The following is an 18835-nucleotide window of genomic DNA, read 5'->3' as shown; positions in this document are numbered from 1 at the left end:
GTCAGAGCCAGCGTCCGCGCAGGTCCTCGCGCAGGAAGGCGGCGGGCGAGGCGATGGACAGCCCGCCGTCGACGGGCAGGACCGTCCCCGTGACGAATCCGGCGCCGGCGAGGAAGCGCACGGCCTGCGCCACCTCCTCGGCGGTGCCGGTACGGCCCAGCGGATAGCCTGCCGCCGCGTCGGGGACGTCCTCGCCGCCGATCATGCCGGGGGCCACCGCGTTGACCCTGACGCCGTGCGGGCCGTACTCCAGGGCCAGCTGCCTGACCAGCCCTTCGAGCCCGGCCTTGGCCGCCGCGTAGGCGGGCAGTCCCGGCGCGGCGAGGAAGGCGTTGACCGAGCTGACGGCGACGATCGCGCCGCCGTCAGCCTGGCGGCCGGCGGCCAGCCGGGGGAGCGGGGCGCGGCTGACCGCGACGGCGGTGCCGAGCACGGCGTCGAGCGCGGCGCGGCACTGCTCGTCGGTGGTCTCGGCGATCGGCGCGACCGGCATGACGGCGGCGGCGAGCACGACCACGTCCAGGCGGCCGGCGGCGTCGGCCACGGCGTCGACGGCCGCCTCGGCCCCTTCCGCGCTCGCGCAGTCGAGCACCAGGCTCCTGGTGAAGGCGGGCTCGTCGACCTCCTCGAGCGCCACGCCGACGACCGTGTCGCCGTCGGCGGCGAAGGCCCTGCCGATGGCGCGGCCGATCGGCGAGCTGGAGCCGATCACCAGCACGCCTCTCATGCCAGGTCGTCCAGGATGTCGTCGAGCCAGGCCAGGGTGGCGGCGTCGGCGTCGAGCGCGGGCGGCCTGACCGTGGCCGAGGCGATGATGCCTCTGCGGACCAGCACGTGCTTGTGGATCGACCAGGCGATGCCGGGCTGCAGGCCGTACCTGATGAGCGGCAGCAGCCGGGTGAAGGCCGCGCGCGCCCCCGCGCGGTCACCCTCCGACCAGGTGCGCAGGACGGGAACGAGCAGGTCGGGGAATTCGCAGGCGGGCATGGTGCCGACGGCGCCGCGCGCGTACTCCTCCAGGACGAACAGGGCGTTCTGCCCGCCGAGGACGGCGAAGTCGGCGGCGAGCGCGCCGACCTTGGGGGCGGTCGGCTGGGTCTCGATCTTGACCGACTCGACGCCCTCGAGCTTCAGCAGCTCCACCAGCAGCGAGACCGGCATCGGCACGCCGGTCTGCGCGGGCGCGTCCTGGATCATCACCGGCAGGCCGCCCTCGGCGGCCACCGCGCCGAAGAAGTCGATCACCTGCGAGCCGCTGGGCTTGACCAGGTACGGCGGGAGCAGCATCACCACGTCGGCGCCGTGCTCGGCCGCGGCCCTGACCTGCTCGATCGCGTCGAGCGTGCCGGTGGAGCCGACGCCGGCGACCACCGGGACGCCGTTGCCCACGACGACGCCGAGGATCTCGGCGCGCTCGGCCGCGGTGAGGGCGAAACCCTCGCTGGCGAAGCCGAAGACCGCCATGCCGTCCACGCCCGACTCGAGCTGGAAGTCCACCAGGCGGCGCAGCGAGGGCAGGTCGAGCGTGCCGTCGGGGTAGAAGGGGGTGGCGAGGACGGGGATCAGTCCGCGGCTCACTGGTGCTCCTCGATCTGGGAGAGGTCGACCTCGACGCCGAGGCCAGGGGTGTCGGACAGGGCGTAGCTGACGGGGCCGCCCACGGTCGGGGCGGTCAGGACGCGGTCGGCCACGGCCATCGTGCCCGGCTGGTACTCCAGGGCGGGCATCGCCTCGATGGCGGCGGCGAGGTGCACGCCCGCCGCGACCATGACGCCGAGCCCCACCGAGTGGTGCGGGGCCACGGGGACGTGGTGGGCGGCGGCGACCTCGGCGATGGCCATGGCCTCCGTGATGCCGGTGCGGCCGACGTCGGGCTGGCACAGGTCCACGGCCCTGGCCTCCAGCCAGGCGCGGAACTCGTAGCGGTTGCGCATCGCCTCGCCGACGGCGACGGGGGTGGCCAGCGCGGCGGCGAGCTCGCGGTGCGCGGCGAGGTCCTCAGGGACGAGCGGCGCCTCGAGGAACCAGGCGCCGCGCTCGTCGAGCGCCCTGCCCAGGCGCAGCGCCTGCGACAGGTCGTAGGCCCAGTGCGCGTCGATGGCGATCCTGAGGTCGGGGTGCGCGGCCGCCACCGCGTCGTAGGTCGCCAGATCCTCCTTCACGCCGTTGCCCAGGTGCAGCTTGACGGCCCTGACCCCGCGGCCCGCCCATTCGGCGGCCAGCGCGGCGCGCTCGGCGTCGGTGGGGCGCGGCAGTCCCGAGACGTAGGTCGGCACCTCGTCGCGGAAGGCGCCGCCGAGCAGGGCGTGCACGGGCGCGCCGTGCAGCTTGCCCGCCAGGTCCCACAGCGCGATGTCGACGGCGGCCATGGCGTCGGCCTGGTGCCCGACGAGGTGGCCGCGCTCGCGCATGAGGCCGCCGAGCCTGGTCCACAGCGGACGCACCCTGCGAGGGTCCTGTCCGAGCAGGGCGGGCGCGAGCAGCCTGTCGATGATCTCCTTGAGCACCTCGGGCGCGACGGGGGCCAGCCCCTCTCCCCAGCCGTACGAGCCGTCGGAGCAGGTGATCCTCGTCAGCACGGTCTCGAAGCGGGAGGAGTAGAGGCTGCGCCATGGCGGGCGCAGGAAGTAGCCCCCTTCCGCCTCCCCTGGGTGGGCTCCCAGGTACGCCTCGGGGGGCACGAGCTTCACCACGAAGGTGTCCACTCGCTCGATCTTCACTTGCAGCATGCGCAATACTATGGCGTATTACGCATGCAAGTTCCACATTCAGTGGCGACTATGCACCCAGATCTCTCACCACGTTGTCGAGACGATCGGCGAGCGTCTGGAGCTCCTGCTCGGTGGCGTGCTCCCCGGGGACGAACTCCCTCAGATCGGACCGCCTGGCGATGACCAGGCCCCGGTGGGCGTCGTCGACCTCGCCGCCTGGCATGACGACGCAGTCGCCTCGTACGAACACCAGCGTGGCGTCCGGGTCTCCCGACTCCAGAAGCTTCCTGACGCACTCACTGTCGATGAGCGGCATCGTCATCCTCCCCGCTCGCGGTGGCGTTGACCGCGACCACCTACCCGGTTTCGGCGGGAAAACGCGGGTAGCGGGTGGACATGACGAGCGAACGCGTGGACCCGGACGGTGAACTGCTGTGGGAGGAGTTCCATCGGGTCGTCAACATGACCTCGGAGGAGCTGAGGGTCTGGCTGCTGACGGACGCCTCCGACGAGGAGGCTTTCCGGCCCGGCCCGTCGCTCGGGGCGGCCGAGCTCGGCAGGAAGGTGCTGCACGTGCTGGGCAAGCGCAAGGCCGACCTCACCGACGACGATCTGGCGACCATGCGGACCACGATCGAGTTCGTCGAGGACCACACCGAAGGACCCGCCGAGGACGACCGCAGGCGCCACGCCCTGATGTCGGTGGGGCACGACCCGCTGCGTCCCTAGCCGCTCCCGCAATCTGTCGGAGCGCGATGTCAAGCTGGGGACATGCTCACCACACGGTTCGTTCCAGGAGCGCCGAACTGGCTCGATCTCGGCACGCCTGACGTGAAGGCGGCCGCCGCCTTCTACTCGGGGGTCTTCGGCTGGTCGTTCGAGCCCGCCGGCCCCTACAGCGGCGACTACGGCTTCCTGCGACACGAGGGCAAGACGGTCGCGGCCATGGGGCCCCTCACCGAGGAGGGCGCCAGGCCGGCCTGGACCACCTACTTCGCCACTCCCGACGCCGACGCCACGGCGCAGCTGGTCGAGCGGCACGACGGCAGGGTGCGCGCCGCGCCGTCCGAGGTCTTCACCAGAGGGCGGCTGGCCCTCTTCACCGACCCCGCGGGCGCGGAGTTCGGGGTGTGGCAGGCCGGCGACCTGGTGGGCCTCGACCTGGTCACCGAGCCGGGCTCGCTGGGCTGGCTCGAGCTCCACGTCGCGGATCCCGAGGCGGTCCTGCCGTTCTACCAGGCGGTCTTCGGATGGAGGGCCGAGGCGGTGCCGATGGGTCCCGTGACGTACACGGTGCTGTCGACGGGTGAGAGCGAGGACACGAGTTTCGGCGGGCTCGTCGAGCTGATGGGGGACGAGGGGCCGCACTGGAGGCCGTACGTCGAGGTCTCCGACTGCGACGGCACGGTGTCCATGACCCAGCAGCTGGGCGGCACGGTCGTGGTGCCGGCGGAGTCGGTTCAGGGGGTGGGCAGGTTCGCCACCCTCGCCGACCCGTTCGGCGCCAGGTTCTCCGTGATCACCAGCTCCCCCTGACCTCCGGCAGGGCCTCGTCGGCTCACCGCCGCCCGATCCCCCGCTGGCCTTCGACGCCTGGCCGTGCGGGTCATTCGGGCCGCTCCGCGGCCGGCTCCATGGCAGCTCCCTGTCGGCTCTATGGCGGCTCCATGCCGGTTCCATGGCGGTTCTATGGCGGTTCCCTGCTGGTTCCCCGCCATTCGGCGGGGCGGATGGCGGTTCATCTCCGCCTTGCGGTTGTGAGGAACGCCCCCGCCACGCACGATCGAGGTGCACGTCCCCGACCGGAAGGCTGCACGCGAATGACCCACCACCCCAACCTCGACCCCGAGCTCGCCGCCGCCATCGGGGAGCTGGTGATGCCTGACGCGGCCTCGCTGACGCCCGCCGACCTGCCCTCACTGCGGGCCCAGGCCGCCGCCATGGTCGCCGCGTCCGCGGTGGACGACCCGCTCGTCACCGTCGAGGACCTGAGGGTGCCCGGTCCCGAGGGCGCCCCCGACGTACGGCTGCGCGTCTACCGTCCCGCCGGGTCCGATCGGAGCGCCCTGCCCTGCCTGTACTGGATCCACGGCGGCGGCATGGTCATCGGCAGCCCCGAATACGACGACGCCTTCGTCGGGCGCTTCGTGAAGGAGGTCGGCTGCGCGGTGGTGTCGGTCGACTACCGCCTCGCGCCTGAACACCCCGACCCGGCGCCGATCGAAGACTGCTACGCGGGCCTGCTCTGGACCGCCAAGAACGCCGCCGAGCTGGGCATCGACTCCATACGCATAGCGGTCGGCGGGGCCAGCGCGGGCGGCGGGCTGGCGGCGGGCACGGTGCTGCAGGCCAGGGACAGGGGCGGCCCCGCCCTCGCCTTCCAGCTGCTGGTCTGCCCCATGCTCGACGACCGCGACAACACGCCCTCGACGGTGCAGTTCGAGACGGCCGTGGTGTGGAACAGGGCGGCCAACGTCTTCGGATGGACCTCGCTGCTCGGCGACAGGCGGGGCGGCGACGACGTCTCGCCCTACGCGGCTCCCGCCAGGGCCGACGACCTGTCGGGGCTGCCGCCGTCGTTCATCGACGTCGGGGAGCTGGAGGTGTTCCGCGACGAGTGTCTCACCTACGCCCAGCGCCTGGCCCAGTCGGGCGTCTCCACCGAGTTCCACCTCTACCCCGGCGCCTTCCACGGGTTCGACCTGATGGTTCCCGACGTGGAGGTGAGCCGCGCGGCGGGAGCGGCCCGCATCACCGCCCTGCGTCGCGCCTTCCTCCGCTGACCGCGTTCTCGGCACCCGCGTCGAGCGTCGACAGCCGCAGCAGAAGTCCACGGACAGGGCCAGGGTGATCAGGGATTCCCGTGGATTCGCTGGGTGGGGGCATAGTCTGGGACAAAAATCCGTCTCCTCCTCGGGGGTCGTCTTGTCCGACCAGCAGTCCTACCCGTACGGCGAACCGCCTTCGCACACGCCTGATCCCCAGGGCGCCTCCGCGGAGCCGTACGGCACGCAAGCGCCCTCCGGGTCGTACGGCGCCTCCCAGCCGGGCGGATACGGCGCGCAGCCTCCCAGCGGCTACGGCCAGCAGCCCGTCGGCGGCTACGACGCGCAGGCCCCGGTCGACTACGGCTCCCAGCCCGCAGGGGGCTACGGAGCTCAGCCCGCAGGAGGTTACGGAGCCCAGCCCGGAGCCCAGCCCGCATCCGGTTACGGCGCGCAATCCGGTAGCGCCCAACCTCCGGCAGGCTACGGCGCGCAGCCGTCGAGCGGCTACGGCTCCCCCGCACCGGGAGGATACGGCGCACAGCCCTCGAGCGGTTACGGCTCATCGGCACAGGGAGGCTACGGCGCGCAATCCTCCGGGGGTTACGGCGCGACCTCGTCATCCGGTTACGGCTCCCAGCCTGCCAGCGGCTACAGCGCACCCTCCGCGAACGGCTACGGCCAACCTTCAGGCGGTTACGGAGCCCAGCCCTCGAGCAGTCATGGAGCCCAGCCCTCAGGCGGCTACGGAGCCCAACCCTCAGGCGGTCATGGAGCCCAGTCCTCAGGTGGCTACGGATCGCCGCCCTCAGCGGGCTACGGCGCGACCCCTTCAGGGGGTTACGGCTCAACCCCTGCAGGCGGTTACAGCCCCCAGCCCTCGAGTGGATACGGCTCGCAGGCGTCGGGAGCCTACGGGGCGCAGTCCGGCGCGCCCGTGCCCTATGGCCAGCAGATCCCCGGCCCGTTCGGACACCCTGCCGTCCCCTACGGCCACCGGGGGATGCCCGTCCCACGCGCCGCCCGCAAGGAGCCCGCGATCTCCTTGCTGCTGTCGTTCTTCTTCCCCGGCGTCGGCTCGATGATCAACGGCGACACGGGCAAGGGCGTCGGCATCCTGCTGGGCTCCTTCGCGACGCTGTTCTTCGGTTTCCTGCTCACGTTCGTCATCGTCGGATTCCTGCTGCTCCCCGTCGCCTTCGCCTTGTGGATCTGGGGACTGATCGACGCCTACCAGGGCGCCGTGAAGGCCAACCAGCGCAACGGCTACCCCGGCTGACAGGCTGTCCCGGCTGAACAACTGTCCCTGGACCGGACGGCTGTCCCGGCTGAACAGCTGCCCCTGGACCGGACGGCTGTCCCGGCTGATCCACTACCCCGGCTGAGCAGGCCCGGCACCCGGCGGTGATTGAGGTGCCGCCCCGAATCGACGGAGACCCGGTGCACCCCTCACCGGGCCTGCCACGCCACCGAAATCCGCCCAGCCTGACCCACCACAACCAGCTGACCACCCCCAGCACCCAACCGCGATCTACGTGCCACCGGAATCGACGGCGACCCCGGTGCACACCTCACCGGGTCTGCCACGCCATCCGAGGGCCCGCTCAGACCGACCCAACCGAACGCAGCCCCCGTCACCGGCCCCACCTCGGCGATGCCCGGGCCCCATTCGCCGCACCCACACCACCCGAAGGCCACCGGCGACAGGCGGCCCTCGTGGAGACGAACAGCGCGCCGCCGCCGTCACGCCGTGAAACCGCAGGCAGGGCCTCGTGAGACCGTCCACTGAACGGTCATGATCTGGGAGCGCTCCCAATAACCCGCGTCGCCGATTGTTACTGGCAGTGGCGATTCGGGCCGACAACTCGCCGAAACAGTAACGGTTACATCTCGGGACATTGACGTTCTCGCACAGTTCCGCCAATCTTCGTGGGAGCGCTCCCAAATACACAGTGCGGCCTGATCGTGGCATCGGGGACCGATCGCGGCGCGCCTTCCATGACTCGGATGAGGGGTTCGGAATGTTGAACAGCAAGAACCGCGGCAGGCCGCTCGCGGCCGCAGCCGTCGTGAGCGTGCTGACCGTCACCGCCGCCGCGTGCGGCTCGGGCTCCACGGGGGACGGCACCGCCGCCACCACGTCCTCGGCGTCCGCTCCCGCCGAGAAGGTCACCATCACCGTGCAGACCTTCGGCAGCGGTGAGAACTTCGGCTACGACTCCGCGGTCGCGGAGTGGAACAAGAGCCACCCGAACATCCAGATCAAGTACGACAACCTCGCGGGCAACTTCGAGTCCGAGTACCTTCCGCAGGTCAACCAGTGGCTGGAGGCGGGAAGCGGCGCGGGCGACATCATCGGCATCGACGAGAGCGGCATGGGCCAGATGGCCGCCCGTCCGCAGCACTTCGTCGACCTCGCGCAGTACGGCCTCGACAGCCGCAAGGCCGACTTCCCCGAGTGGAAGTGGAACACCGGCGTCAACAAGGACGGCAAGCTGTTCGCCCTCGGCACCGACGTCGGCGGCATGGCCATGTGCTACCGCAGCGACCTGTTCAAGAAGGCGGGGCTGCCGACCGACCGTGAGGAGGTCGCCAAGCTCTGGCCCGACTGGGACTCCTACCTGAAGGTCGGCCAGCAGCTCAAGGCCAAGCTGCCGAAGACCAGCTTCGTCGACGGCCCCGTCACCATCTTCAACACGCTGATGGTCCAGGAGGCGGGCAAGGCCGGCAACCTGACCTACTTCGACAAGGAGCAGAACCTCGTCGTCGAGTCGAACCCCGCGGTCAAGACGGCCTTCGAATTCACCAAGAAGTTGAGCGAGGCCGGGCTGAGCGCCAAGCTCGCCGCCTGGACCGACGAGTGGGCGGCGGGCCAGAAGAACGGCTCCTTCGCCACCATGGCCTGCCCGAGCTGGATGCTGGGTGTGATCTCGGGCAACGCCGGCGAGGAGAACGCCGGCAAGTGGGACGTCGCGGCCGTGCCCGGCGGTGCGGGCAACTGGGGCGGCTCCTGGCTGGCGATCCCCGCGCAGAGCAAGCACCCCAAGGAGGCCGCTGAGGTCCTGAACTACCTCACGGGCAAGGAGGGTCAGCTGCACGCGTTCAAGGAGGCGGGCGGCGTGCCGAGCACCCTCGCCGGTCAGAAGGACCCCGTGGTCGCCGACGCGGTCAACGACTACTTCAGCAAGGCGCCGAGCGGCAAGATCTTCGCCGAGTCGACGCAGTCGGTGAGCCCGATCTTCTTCGGAGAGAAGCACACCCAGGTCCGAGCGGCCGTCGAGCAGGTGCTGCTGGGCGCCGACCAGGGCTCGGTGAAGTGGGGCGAGGCCTGGGCGAAGTTCGTGGCTGAGGGACAGATGGCGGCCGGCTGACCCGGCAGCCCCACGCCCCCCGATCGGGGCGGCCGGAGCGGGCATGGTCACCGCCTCCGGCCGCCCTCCCACGAAGAGCCCCCGGGGAAGCCATCCCTGACAGGCGACTTCCTGAGAAGACCCTTCCCGCGGGAACCGCCGTCCATGAAGGCGAAGGCGCTCCTCCCACGCACGGAGCCGCCCGCCTGCGGACGGTGCCCACAAGGGAACCTGCCGTCCGTGGAGGGCGAGGCACCCGTCTTACGGAGATCGCCCGCGAACGGAGACCCTTCCCGTGGGAATCGGCCGTCGGTGGAGGGCGAGGCGGCCTTCCCCAGGAGATCACCCCTACGGAGACCCCTCCCACGGCAACCAGCCATCCACACAAAGCGAGGCCGCCTTCCCACGGAGACCAGCCGCCTACGGAGACCCTTCCCACGGCAACCAGCCATCCGCACAACCCGAGGCGCCCCTCCCCCGGAGATCACCCCTACGGAAGGCGCCCTTTCTCAAAGGCACCGGCCTCCTCGCGGAGTCCTGTCCCGAAACGTCTTTCCACAGCCGACCGACCTCCTGCGGACGCCGGCCTGCCGCAGAAGCGCACCTCTCGCGGGAGGCGAGCTTCCCGAAAGCGCTCGCCCGGCCAGGGCCTGTCCCTGATCGGAAGCCGCGGACACGGTCAGCCCGCGGAAGCGTTCTTCCCCGAAGGCCGCCACATCCCACGAGAAGCCGTCCGCCGAAGCCGCGACCCCACCACAAGCCATTCACGAACCATCACAGCCGCCATCCCACGAAAGGGACAGCGATGAGCCTCGACGTTGACGCGGGCCGCACCAGGCTCCGTCCGGTGCCTCCAGGCCCGCATCGGCACCGCCAGTCCGGCAGGCGACACCTGCTGTCGTGGCTGGACATGCGGGCCACCCCCTACCTGTTCGTCTCCCCGTACTTCGTGCTGTTCGCCCTGTTCGGACTGTTCCCGCTGGTCTTCACCCTCTGGGTGTCGCTGCACGAGTGGCAGCTGGCCGGCGACAGGGACTTCATCGGCATGGAGAACTACACCCAGCTGCTCGCCGACACCAAGTTCTGGAACGCCGTGGGCAACACGGTGGGCATCTTCGTGCTGGCGACCGTGCCGCAGCTGCTGATCGCCCTCCTGCTGGCCAACGCGCTGAACAAGCGGCTGCGCGGCCGGCTGGTGCTGCGACTGAGCGTGCTGATCCCGCTGGTCACCTCGGTGGTCGCGGTGGGCGTCATCTTCACCCAGCTGTACGCCAGGGACTACGGCCTGGTGAACTGGCTGCTCGGCACGCTGGGCGTGGAGCCCATCCACTGGCAGAACCAGAAGTGGTCGTCGTGGATCGCCATCGCCACCATGGTCGACTGGCGCTGGACCGGCTACAACGCGATCATCTACCTCGCCGGGATGCAGACCATCTCCAAGGACATCTACGAGGCGGCCTCGATCGACGGGGCCACGCCCCGCCGCCAGTTCTGGACGATCACGGTTCCGCTGCTCAAGCCGACGATCATCTTCACCGTGATCGTGTCGACCATCGGCGGGTTCACGCTCTTCGCCGAGCCGGTGATCTTCGGTGGCGGCGGCATGACGGGAGGCACCGTCGGCCAGTTCCAGACGGTGGCGATGTTCATCGTCAAGGAGGCCTTCCGCGACTTCGACTACGGCTACGCCGCCGCGGCCGCCTGGATCCTCTTCCTGCTGATCCTCATCGCCGCGCTCATCAACTTCGCCATCACCCGGGGCCTTGGGAGATCACGATGACCACCCTCCAGCACAGCAGGCAGGGAGCACGACGCCGCAGGGCGTCCACGCCCGCGGCCGGCGACGTGTTCAAGGCCACGGTGCTCACCAAGGTCATGCTCGGCTTCACCGCGATCCTGTCGATCTTCCCGATCTACTGGATGATCATCATCGCGACGCGGTCGAACGCCGACGTGCACAGCATCCCGCCGCCGCTGCTGCCCGGCGGCAACCTCGGGGAGAACGTCAGGGCGGTCTTCGCGGCGGAGAACGCCCACTTCATGACCGGCATCATCAACTCCGTGATCGTCACGGCGAGCGTGACGGCGGCCGTGGTGCTCATCTCCACGCTGGCCGGGTTCGCGTTCGCGTCGCTGCAGTTCCGCGGGCGCAACGTGCTGCTGCTGTCGGTGGTGCTGACCATGATGGTGCCGCTGCAGCAGATGGGCGTCGTGCCGCTCTACCAGATGATGGTCACGCTGGGCTGGACGAACACCCTGCAGGCGGTGATCCTGCCCTTCCTGGTCAACGGGTTCGGCGTCTTCCTGATGACCCAGTACACCCGCCAGGCCGTACCGCGCGAGCTGATCGAGGCGGCCAGGGTCGACGGCGCGAGCACGCTGCGCATCTGGTGGAACGTCGTCGTGCCGGCCGTGAGGCCTGGCATGGCCGTCCTGTCGATCCAGACGTTCATGCTGATCTGGAACGAGTTCCTGTGGCCGTTGATCATCCTGCGCGCCGACAACCCGACCGTGCAGGTCGCGATCAGGGCGCTGAACGAGAAGTACTCGACCAACTACGTGCTCGTCTTCGCGGGCACCGCCCTGTCGATCATCCCGCTGCTGCTCGTGTTCGTCTTCTTCGGCCGGCAGATCATCGGCGGCCTCATGGACGGCGCGGTCAAGTCGTGAGCGGGGCAGGCACCGCGGCTGCTCGCCCGAACCCGCGCCTCGCGGTCCGACACCAGAACAGAAGCTCGGTCATGCGACCGACGAAGGAGGAGGCTGCGTGACCACGCAGGAGACTCAGACCTCGGCCGGACCGGCCATCCTGGACTTCCCCACCGGCTTCGTCTGGGGAGCCGCCACCTCGGCCTACCAGATCGAGGGCGCGGTCTCGGCCGACGGCAGGGGCACGTCGATCTGGGACACCTTCGTCTCCAGGCCGGGGCGGGTGCTGAACGGCGAGCACGCCGACCTGGCGGTCGACCACTACCACCGCTACCGCGACGACGTGAAGCTGATGGCCGAGCTCGGGCTCAAGGCCTACAGGTTCTCCGTCTCGTGGCCGAGGATCCAGCCGGACGGCAAGGGCCGCATCAACCAGTCCGGCCTCGACTTCTACCGCCGCCTGACCGACGAGCTGCTCGACCACGGCGTCGACCCGTGGCTGACGCTCTACCACTGGGACCTGCCCCAGGCGCTGGAGGACGCGGGCGGCTGGCCCTCCCGCGACACCGCGCTGCGCTTCGCTGACTACGCGGCCACCATGCACGACGCGCTGGGCGACCGCGTACGGCACTGGAGCACGGTCAACGAGCCGTGGTGCGCGGCGTTCCTGGGGTACGCCTCGGGCGAGCACGCGCCGGGGCGACGCGAGCCCGCGCAGGCCGTCCGCGCCGCGCACCACCTGAACCTCGCGCACGGCCTTGCCGTGAGGGCGATGCGGGCGCAGGGCAAGGACACGCAGATCGGCGGCTGCGTCAACCTGTACGCGATCACGCCGGAGACCGGCTCGCCCGCCGACCTGGACGCCGCCCGCCGCATCGACGGCCTGCAGAACCGCTTCTTCCTGGACGCGCTGCTCAAGGGCCGCTACCCGCAGGACGTCCTGGAGGACCTGCGGGCGGTGGGTGAGCTCGACTTCATCAGGGACGGCGACATGGAGACCATCTCGGCGCCGCTCGACCTGCTGCTGGTCAACTACTACAGCCGCTTCACCGTGTCGGGCACGCCGGGCGGCGCTGCCTCGGCGGCCGCGGCGCCGACCGACTCCGGCTCGCCGTGGGTGGGCAGCGAGCACGTCTCCTTCGTCAACGCAGGACGGCCTGTCACCTCGATGGGATGGGAGATCGACGACTCGGGCCTGCTGGAGATCCTCACCTGGGTGGCCCGTGAGTACCCTGCCATCCCGATGGTGATCTCGGAGAACGGCGCCGCCTTCGACGACGAGCTCACCGCCGAGGACGCCGTCCACGACGGGGACCGGCTGGCCTACTTCGACGCCCACCTGGGCGCCTGCCATGCCGCGATCATGGCGGGGGTGCCGCTGCGCGGCTACTTCGCCTGGTCGCTCATGGACAACTTCGAGTGGGCGTGGGGCTACGGCAAGCGCTTCGGCCTGGTCTACGTCGACAGGGAGACGCTACGGAGGATTCCCAAGGACAGCGCGCTCTGGTATGCCGAGACCATCAAGGCCGGTGGCTTGCGCGTTCCGGCAGAATAGGCGCTGACACTCAGGGACAGGGGAAGACATCCATGAACGGGGACCGCCACGCCGCAGTGCGCCCAACGCTGGAGGCGGTCGCCGCACTCGCAGGAGTCGGCCGCGGCACGGTGTCACGGGTGATCAACGGCTCGCCGAAGGTCAGCGACAGGGCCAGGACGGCCGTCCTGCAGGCCATCGAGGAGCTGGGCTACGTGCCGAACAGGGCGGCGCGCACGCTGGTGACGCGCCGCACCGACACCGTCGCGCTGGTGGTCTCCGAGACCCAGCAGCGGCTGTTCGACGAGCCGTTCTTCGCCGGCACGATCCGCGGCATCGGCTCGGCGCTGGCCGAGACGGGGCTGCAGCTCATCCTGGCGATGGCCCAGACCCAGGAGGAGCACCAGCGCCTGGAGCAGTACCTCACCGGGCAGCACGTCGACGGGGCGCTGCTGATCTCGCTGCACGGCGCCGATCCGCTGCCCGGCAGGCTCGAGGCGCTGGGCGTGCCGACCGTGCTCGGCGGCCGGCCTGTCGGCCTGGCTCCCTACAGCTACGTCGACATGGACAACAGGGGCGGGGCCAGGCAGGCGGTGAAGTACCTCGTCTCCAAGGGGCGCAGCAGGATCGCCACGATCGCGGGTCCTCAGGACATGGGCGTGGGCGTGGACCGCCTCGCCGGCTACCGCGACGCGCTGCTGGCCACGGGGCTGCAGGAGATCGTGATCTACGGCAGCGACTTCAGCGAGGAGAGCGGCATGACGGCCATGCGCACGCTGCTGGCCGAGCATCCCGAGCTCGACGCCGTCTTCACCGCCTCCGACCCCATGGCGCTGGGCGCGATCAGGGTGCTCAAGGAGAGCGGCAAGGACGTGCCGGGAGACGTGGCGGTGATCGGCTTCGACGACTCCCCCGCGGGGGCGCACTCCTCGCCCGCGCTCACCACCGTCCACAACCCCTCGGAGGCGATGGGCCGCCAGATGGCCCATCTCCTCGTCTCCCGCATCAACGGCGAACGGCTCGAGCAGCCCGTGGTGATCCTCGACACCCACCTCGTGATCCGCGACTCGGCCTGAGCCCCGAGCGGGCGGCAGGGGCGCGGCTCAGCGGAGGCCGTGCAGCCAGGCCAGGCGGGCGGCGGGGTCGGGGGCGCCGTAGACGAAGCTGCCGGGGATCACGCCGTCGGCGCCCGCCGCCGCCATGAGCCCGACCGTGTGCCGCCTGATCCCGCCGTCCACGAAGAGGTCGAAGCCGCCCATGCCCTCCCGCAGCGCGACGGCCTCGCCGATCCTGCCGTAGACGCGGGGGTCGACCTCCACCCCTTTGACGCCGATCTCGGTACCCATGAGCAGCAGCCGGTCGAAGGCGCCCGCGAGGGCTGTGACGTCGCCCACCTGCTCGTGCGTCTCCACGGCCAGCCCGGGCGTGGCGCCGCCTTCGGCCACGCGGGCGAGCGTGGCGGGCAGGTCGCGGGTGCTTCGCCTGTGCACGGTCACGATGTCGGCCCCCGCCTCGAGGAAGGGGCCGATCCAGACGTCGGCGTGCGTGACCATGAGGTGGACCTCGATCGCCAGCTCGGTCCGCTTGCGCACGGCGGCGACGAAGTCGGGACCGAACAGCAGCTGCGGGGTGAGATGCCCGTCGGTGACGTCGATGTGGAAGCCGTCGGCGTGGCCCGCCACGCGGTCGATGTCGCCTCCGATGTCGAGCGGGTCGGCCGACCACAGCGAGACGAAGGCCTTCACGCGTCCACCTCGTAGCGCCCGCGGTAGGCGGCGAAGTCGGCGGGCGACAGCTCGCGCGCCTGCCGTACGAGATCGTCGGCGGTCTCGTGGCTGCCCTCGAGCCTCAGCATCGCCGCCACGTTGAGCAGGTATCTGGTGCGGACGGCCAGCCCGCGCGCCTCGTCGATGACGCCCCGCCGTACGGCCAGCCGCACCGCCTCGGCCAGGCCCGGCGCGGTGACCTCCACCCTCAGCCTGTTGAACGCCTCGATGCCGCCCGCCCTGAGCCGCGACTCGCTGCCCTTGGTGTCGTCGGGCACGCGGTAGCGGGACGGCGTGCCGGGCGCGAACAGGATCTTGGCGCCGTGGGCGGAGTAGCGCAGCCACGTGTGGGTGTCCTCGAAGAAGCGGCAGTGCTCGGGGAAGGGCACGGCGGCCGCCAGCGTCGTGCGGGCGCTGAGCGCGGAGGGGATGGTCAGGTTGTCGCGTTCGACGGCGATGGGGATCCAGCAGTCGTGGCCCTCCAGCGGGCGCCGGTCGATGTCGTCCATGATGATCCTGATGCCGCTGATCAGGCGCTCCTTCGGCACCTGGGCGCCGTCGTCGCCGATCACCGTGAAGCCCGAGTAGACCACGTCCGCCTCGGGGTCGGCGGCCAGCATCGCGCGGGCGGTCGCGGCCCTTGCGGGGTGGGCGAGGTCGTCGGAGTCGAGGAAGCAGATCAGCTCGGCGCCTGCGCGCCGGGCGGCGGCGACGCCGAGGTTGCGGCAGCGGCCGGGGCCCCTGTTGTCGGCGGCTCTGACCAGCAGGAGCCGGTCGTCGCGCTCGGCCCATCCGGTCAGCTCGGCCAGGTCGCGCTCGCTGTCCGAGCCGTCGTCGACGACGATGGCGAGCACGTCGGGGTCGGTCTGCGCGGCGACGCTGTCGAGCGCCTCCCGCAGGTAGCGCAGCCGGTGCGGCCGGCCGTCCGACCAGAAGGGGATGACGAAGGCGGCGGGGCTAGGCAACGCACAGCTCCTGGTTGCGTCCGGTCAGCTCGAAGGCGAACAGGTAGCGGCGCAGCCCCTCCTTGATCGAATGGCGGACGAAGCCCGCGGGGTCGGCGCAGATGCCCATGGTGGCGCAGTTGCGCATCAGGACCGCGCGCGCCTGCCGTACGGACTGGTGGCTGTCGAAGTAGTGGCCGTTGGCCAGCACGACCGCGTCGCTGGTGGCCAGGTCCGCGCCCGAGCGGACCCACTTGCGCCAGCGGTCGGAGCGGAAGACGAGGTCGGTCAGGATCTCGCCGAAGGCCGAGCCCGGCAGGCCGCGGCGGCGGCAGGCGGCGCTCTCCAGCGCCGCCAGGCGCAGCAGCGCCTCGGTCTGCAGCCTGCCGAACTCCGGTGCGACGTTGGCCATGCCGATGCCCGCGGCGGGATGCCTGGCCAGGTCGTCGAAGGGGAGGTAGTCGGCGTTGTGCTCCTTCAGCACGACCCCGTGCCGCGCGGCGGTCTCGGCCAGCGCGCCGACCGTCTCGAAGTCGACGCGGCCGGCCTGGCTCAGCCCGGTGAGTGTGCCGGTGTTACCGACCATGAACAGCGGCCTGGGCAGTCCGTGGTGCTCGACGCGCTTCAGCAGCGTGTCCATGAAGTAGGCGAAGTCGGCGGGGGTGGAGCTGGTGCCGTTGGCCTCCTCCAGACTGACCTCGTAGGCCACCTCGGGGTGGCCGCCACCCGCGCGGAAGGCCTCGACCTCGCGCAGCACGTGGACGGCGCGGTCGGCGGCCAGATCGAGCGGCACGCCGCGGGGGAAGGCGGGGTCCTTGGCGGTGTCGATGTGCAGGTAGTCGAAGCCGGCCTCGATGTCCTCGCGGTAGGAGCGCATCGCGCTGTCCATCGCCTCCTCCCAGCCGAGGCCCGCCCGGTGGTCGTCGTCGCGCTGCCACGGGCCGCCGTGGTCGCGCCCCACGTAGAGGGGTCCCGCGTGGCCGTGGGCCTCTGCCCGCTCCCGCACGTACTCCCGCAGATCTCTCGAGGTCCATCCCGCGACGTACCCGCCGCCGAGGTCGCGCGCCTCGACCTGGTTGCGGCTGGCGATGAACACGATGGGCGCGTCGTGCTCGGCCGCGCACTCGATGGAGGCGTCCACCACGGTCGGGCTCATCGGTCCCACGCCGAGGAGCGTGAAAGGTTCGCGGGCATGGTCGTCGAACAACCGCGCCATCTTCATGGGTTTCTCCTTGTTCTCAGGTGATCGAGGACGCCTTCGTCGAGATGGCGCGGACCTGGCCAGATCCGCATGCCGGGTACGGCGGGCACGTCGCACGGCGGCACGGCCCTGAAGCTGATCACTCGGCTCCCCTGAGGCACCGCCATGGCCATGGCCACGTCGGCGCCGCCCCCGCGCACGGAGAACTGGTCGCCCCAGACCTCGACCTCGCCGGGCCCCGCGAGGCCGCAGCCGATCAGCGCGCGTACGGCATGGCCCTTGTCCACGTGGGGCAGCACGAGGTCGACGGCGGAGGCGCCGCCTGGACGGGCCTCCACGTCGAGGCCGCTCTCCTCCAGCAGCTCGCGGGCCCTGGCGAGCACCGGGTCGCGCTCGGCGGGCCCGCTGAGGTCGAGGGTGACCTGCACGCCCCTGTCGTCGAGCAGCGCGGCGCCCCGGCTCGGCCGGCCCTCGGCGTGGGCGAGATCGAACTCCTTCATGAGCAGCTCGGCTATGTGGACCGCGCCGCGCAGCGTCGTGCGATGGGCCGCGTCGACGACCGAGAACATGACCTGCTCGCGCTGCTCACCGCGCTCGTCGAAGCCGTACACCTCGGCGCCGTTGCAGTGCGCGACCAGGACGCCTGCCCGCAGCTCGGCGGGCAGGCGGGAGACCACCCTCTCCCTGATCCCCTCCAGCCCCGCCCCGCTGGCCAGCAGCATCCTGACCCCCGAGGCGAGCAGGGCGGTCAGCTCGTCGGCCAGCTCGTCGCCGAGGTCGTGGAAGGGCGGGGCGAGAGTGTCGTCCACGTCGGCGACGACGAGCCCCACGGAGTCGTTCCATCCGAGCGTCATCGGAGCGCCTCCCTTCCGGCGGGGGTGGCGATGAAGAGCGTGTGCGTGGCCGAGCGGCTCAGCTCGTGACGGGCGAGCGCGACACAGCCGGCCTCGCCGAGCCAGTCCTCGATCGTCCGCGCGGGGCGGACCGCGCCGCCCTGCGTGTGCCAGAGGCTGAGCGAGAAGCCCGCCGTGAACGCCGCCTCCGCCTGCCCTCCCCTGTGCTCGTCCGTGGGTTCGAGCACGGTCTCCAGCACCAGCAACCGGCCGCCCTGCCGTACGGCGCCCGCCGCCCGAGCCAGCAGGCCCCTCGCCTCTTCCTCGGGGAAGCCGTGCAGGACGTTGAACAGCAGGACCACGTCGTACTCCCCGTCGATGCCCTCCTTGGCGAGGTCGGCGGCGTGGCGGGTGACGCGCTCGTGCGTCGTGCCGTCCTCGAGCGCGCCGGGCAGGTCCACCACGGTGGCCGTCAGCCGGGGGTGGGCGCGGCAGAACGCCTCGCTGTAGAGTCCGTGGCCGCCGCCGAGGTCGAGCAGGCCGGTCGCGCCCTCCAGGGGTCCGGCCAGCTCGACGACCTCCTCGGCCAGCCAGGAGGCCAGGCCGCCCTGCAGGGTGTGGAAGGCCGCGGAGAGCCGGGGCCGCTGTTCGAGCCAGGGGTAGAAGCCGCCGGGCGGGCGGCCCGTCCGTACGGCGTCGGCCAGGCCGTCCCAGAGCTCGCCGACGATGGCGTGCCATACCGGCAGGACGTGGCCGTAGTAGGTGGGAGAGCCCGTGCACAGCGAGGCGGCGGAGGCCGCGCTGTTGGCGTAGCCGTGCTCCTCCCGCTCCAGGTATCCGGTGCGGACGAGCAGGTCGAGCAGCAGGGTCAGCGCCTCGGGGTCGGCCTTCAGCTCGGCGGACAGCCAGGGGAGGTCGCGCGCTCCCTCGGCCAGCGCGTCGAACAGGCCCAGGCGCAGCCCGGCGGTGACGGCGTGGCAGGCCATCATGCCGACCAGGTCGAGCATCGGGGCGGGCGCCTGTCCCTGGAGGAAGGCGCGGGCCTCGTCGGGCGGCAGGGCGAGCGGCATACGGGTCCTTTC

Annotated in this window: 18 protein-coding genes; 9 read left to right on the top strand and 9 right to left on the bottom strand. The window is 71.1% G+C overall.

The genetic code is table 11. The features are described 5' to 3' along the window. Window position 1 precedes the first annotated feature (1 nt). From ABFX50_RS22330 to ABFX50_RS22315, 4 genes are read right to left on the bottom strand one after another with little or no spacing between them, the layout of a single operon-like run. Window positions 2-727, bottom strand: coding sequence for an SDR family NAD(P)-dependent oxidoreductase (locus ABFX50_RS22330; protein WP_346149213.1), 726 nt, complete (start codon window positions 725-727; stop codon window positions 2-4). Next, complete coding sequence (locus ABFX50_RS22325; RefSeq protein WP_346149212.1) at window positions 724-1578, bottom strand: dihydrodipicolinate synthase family protein; 855 nt, start codon at window positions 1576-1578, stop codon at window positions 724-726. Before ABFX50_RS22325 ends, ABFX50_RS22330 begins: the two co-directional genes overlap by 4 nt. After that, a complete protein-coding gene (locus ABFX50_RS22320; protein WP_346149210.1) occupies window positions 1575-2729 on the bottom strand; it encodes a mandelate racemase/muconate lactonizing enzyme family protein in 1155 nt (384 codons plus the stop codon). Before ABFX50_RS22320 ends, ABFX50_RS22325 begins: the two co-directional genes overlap by 4 nt. Before the next feature lie 49 nt (window positions 2730-2778). Beyond that, window positions 2779-3027 (bottom strand): hypothetical protein, encoded by a 249-nt coding sequence (locus ABFX50_RS22315; protein WP_183659660.1) that lies wholly within the window; start codon window positions 3025-3027, stop codon window positions 2779-2781. Between the two features lie 80 nt (window positions 3028-3107). On the opposite strand from ABFX50_RS22315, the gene ABFX50_RS22310 reads away from it, so the two are divergent. The 9 genes from ABFX50_RS22310 to ABFX50_RS22270 all read left to right on the top strand — a co-directional run bounded on the left by ABFX50_RS22310 (window position 3108) and on the right by ABFX50_RS22270 (window position 14085). Continuing rightward, entirely contained in the window at window positions 3108-3440 is a 333-nt protein-coding gene (locus ABFX50_RS22310) for a DUF3140 domain-containing protein (RefSeq protein WP_346149207.1), read from the top strand. A 42-nt stretch (window positions 3441-3482) separates the two neighbouring features. After that, window positions 3483-4247, top strand: a complete 765-nt coding sequence (locus ABFX50_RS22305) for a VOC family protein (RefSeq protein ID WP_346149205.1) — start codon at window positions 3483-3485, stop codon at window positions 4245-4247. 284 nt (window positions 4248-4531) lie between these two features. Further along, a complete protein-coding gene (locus tag ABFX50_RS22300) occupies window positions 4532-5494 on the top strand; it encodes an alpha/beta hydrolase (protein WP_346149203.1) in 963 nt (320 codons plus the stop codon). A 142-nt stretch (window positions 5495-5636) separates the two neighbouring features. After that, window positions 5637-6755, top strand: a complete 1119-nt coding sequence (locus tag ABFX50_RS22295) for a hypothetical protein (protein WP_346149201.1) — start codon at window positions 5637-5639, stop codon at window positions 6753-6755. Window positions 6756-7497: 742 nt separating this feature from the next. Further along, on the top strand, window positions 7498-8847 hold the full coding sequence (locus ABFX50_RS22290; protein WP_183659655.1) for an ABC transporter substrate-binding protein: 1350 nt from the start codon (window positions 7498-7500) through the stop codon (window positions 8845-8847). A gap of 784 nt (window positions 8848-9631) precedes the next feature. Next, window positions 9632-10606: a carbohydrate ABC transporter permease gene (locus ABFX50_RS22285; RefSeq protein ID WP_346149199.1), complete on the top strand. Its 975-nt coding sequence runs from the start codon at window positions 9632-9634 to the stop codon at window positions 10604-10606. Further along, the gene (locus ABFX50_RS22280) at window positions 10603-11496 is read left to right on the top strand and encodes a carbohydrate ABC transporter permease (protein WP_183659653.1); all 894 of its coding nucleotides are present in this window, start codon (window positions 10603-10605) and stop codon (window positions 11494-11496) included. The genes ABFX50_RS22285 and ABFX50_RS22280 overlap by 4 nt, the downstream gene beginning before the upstream one ends. 97 nt (window positions 11497-11593) lie before the next feature. Next, a complete protein-coding gene (locus ABFX50_RS22275) occupies window positions 11594-13030 on the top strand; it encodes a GH1 family beta-glucosidase (RefSeq protein ID WP_346149197.1) in 1437 nt (478 codons plus the stop codon). A 32-nt stretch (window positions 13031-13062) separates the two neighbouring features. Further along, window positions 13063-14085, top strand: coding sequence for a LacI family DNA-binding transcriptional regulator (locus ABFX50_RS22270; protein ID WP_183659651.1), 1023 nt, complete (start codon window positions 13063-13065; stop codon window positions 14083-14085). A 27-nt stretch (window positions 14086-14112) separates the two neighbouring features. Here ABFX50_RS22270 and ABFX50_RS22265 read toward each other — a convergent pair whose 3' ends face one another. From ABFX50_RS22265 to ABFX50_RS22245, 5 genes are read right to left on the bottom strand one after another with little or no spacing between them, the layout of a single operon-like run. Then, window positions 14113-14754: a ribulose-phosphate 3-epimerase gene (locus ABFX50_RS22265; RefSeq protein WP_346149194.1), complete on the bottom strand. Its 642-nt coding sequence runs from the start codon at window positions 14752-14754 to the stop codon at window positions 14113-14115. Beyond that, window positions 14751-15740, bottom strand: coding sequence for a glycosyltransferase family 2 protein (locus ABFX50_RS22260; protein WP_346149192.1), 990 nt, complete (start codon window positions 15738-15740; stop codon window positions 14751-14753). The genes ABFX50_RS22265 and ABFX50_RS22260 overlap by 4 nt, the downstream gene beginning before the upstream one ends. Next, window positions 15733-16941: a class II D-tagatose-bisphosphate aldolase non-catalytic subunit gene (locus tag ABFX50_RS22255; RefSeq protein ID WP_346149190.1), complete on the bottom strand. Its 1209-nt coding sequence runs from the start codon at window positions 16939-16941 to the stop codon at window positions 15733-15735. Before ABFX50_RS22255 ends, ABFX50_RS22260 begins: the two co-directional genes overlap by 8 nt. Beyond that, on the bottom strand, window positions 16938-17774 hold the full coding sequence (locus tag ABFX50_RS22250; protein ID WP_346149189.1) for a Cof-type HAD-IIB family hydrolase: 837 nt from the start codon (window positions 17772-17774) through the stop codon (window positions 16938-16940). The genes ABFX50_RS22255 and ABFX50_RS22250 overlap by 4 nt, the downstream gene beginning before the upstream one ends. Next, on the bottom strand, window positions 17771-18823 hold the full coding sequence (locus ABFX50_RS22245) for a methyltransferase (RefSeq protein ID WP_346149187.1): 1053 nt from the start codon (window positions 18821-18823) through the stop codon (window positions 17771-17773). The genes ABFX50_RS22250 and ABFX50_RS22245 overlap by 4 nt, the downstream gene beginning before the upstream one ends. Window positions 18824-18835: the final 12 nt, after the last annotated feature.

This window comes from Nonomuraea recticatena, from assembly GCF_039533245.1.
Taxonomy (GTDB): domain Bacteria; phylum Actinomycetota; class Actinomycetes; order Streptosporangiales; family Streptosporangiaceae; genus Nonomuraea; species Nonomuraea roseola.
Note: the sequence above shows the minus strand (reverse complement) of the source record. Positions and strands in the feature narration are given on the sequence as shown.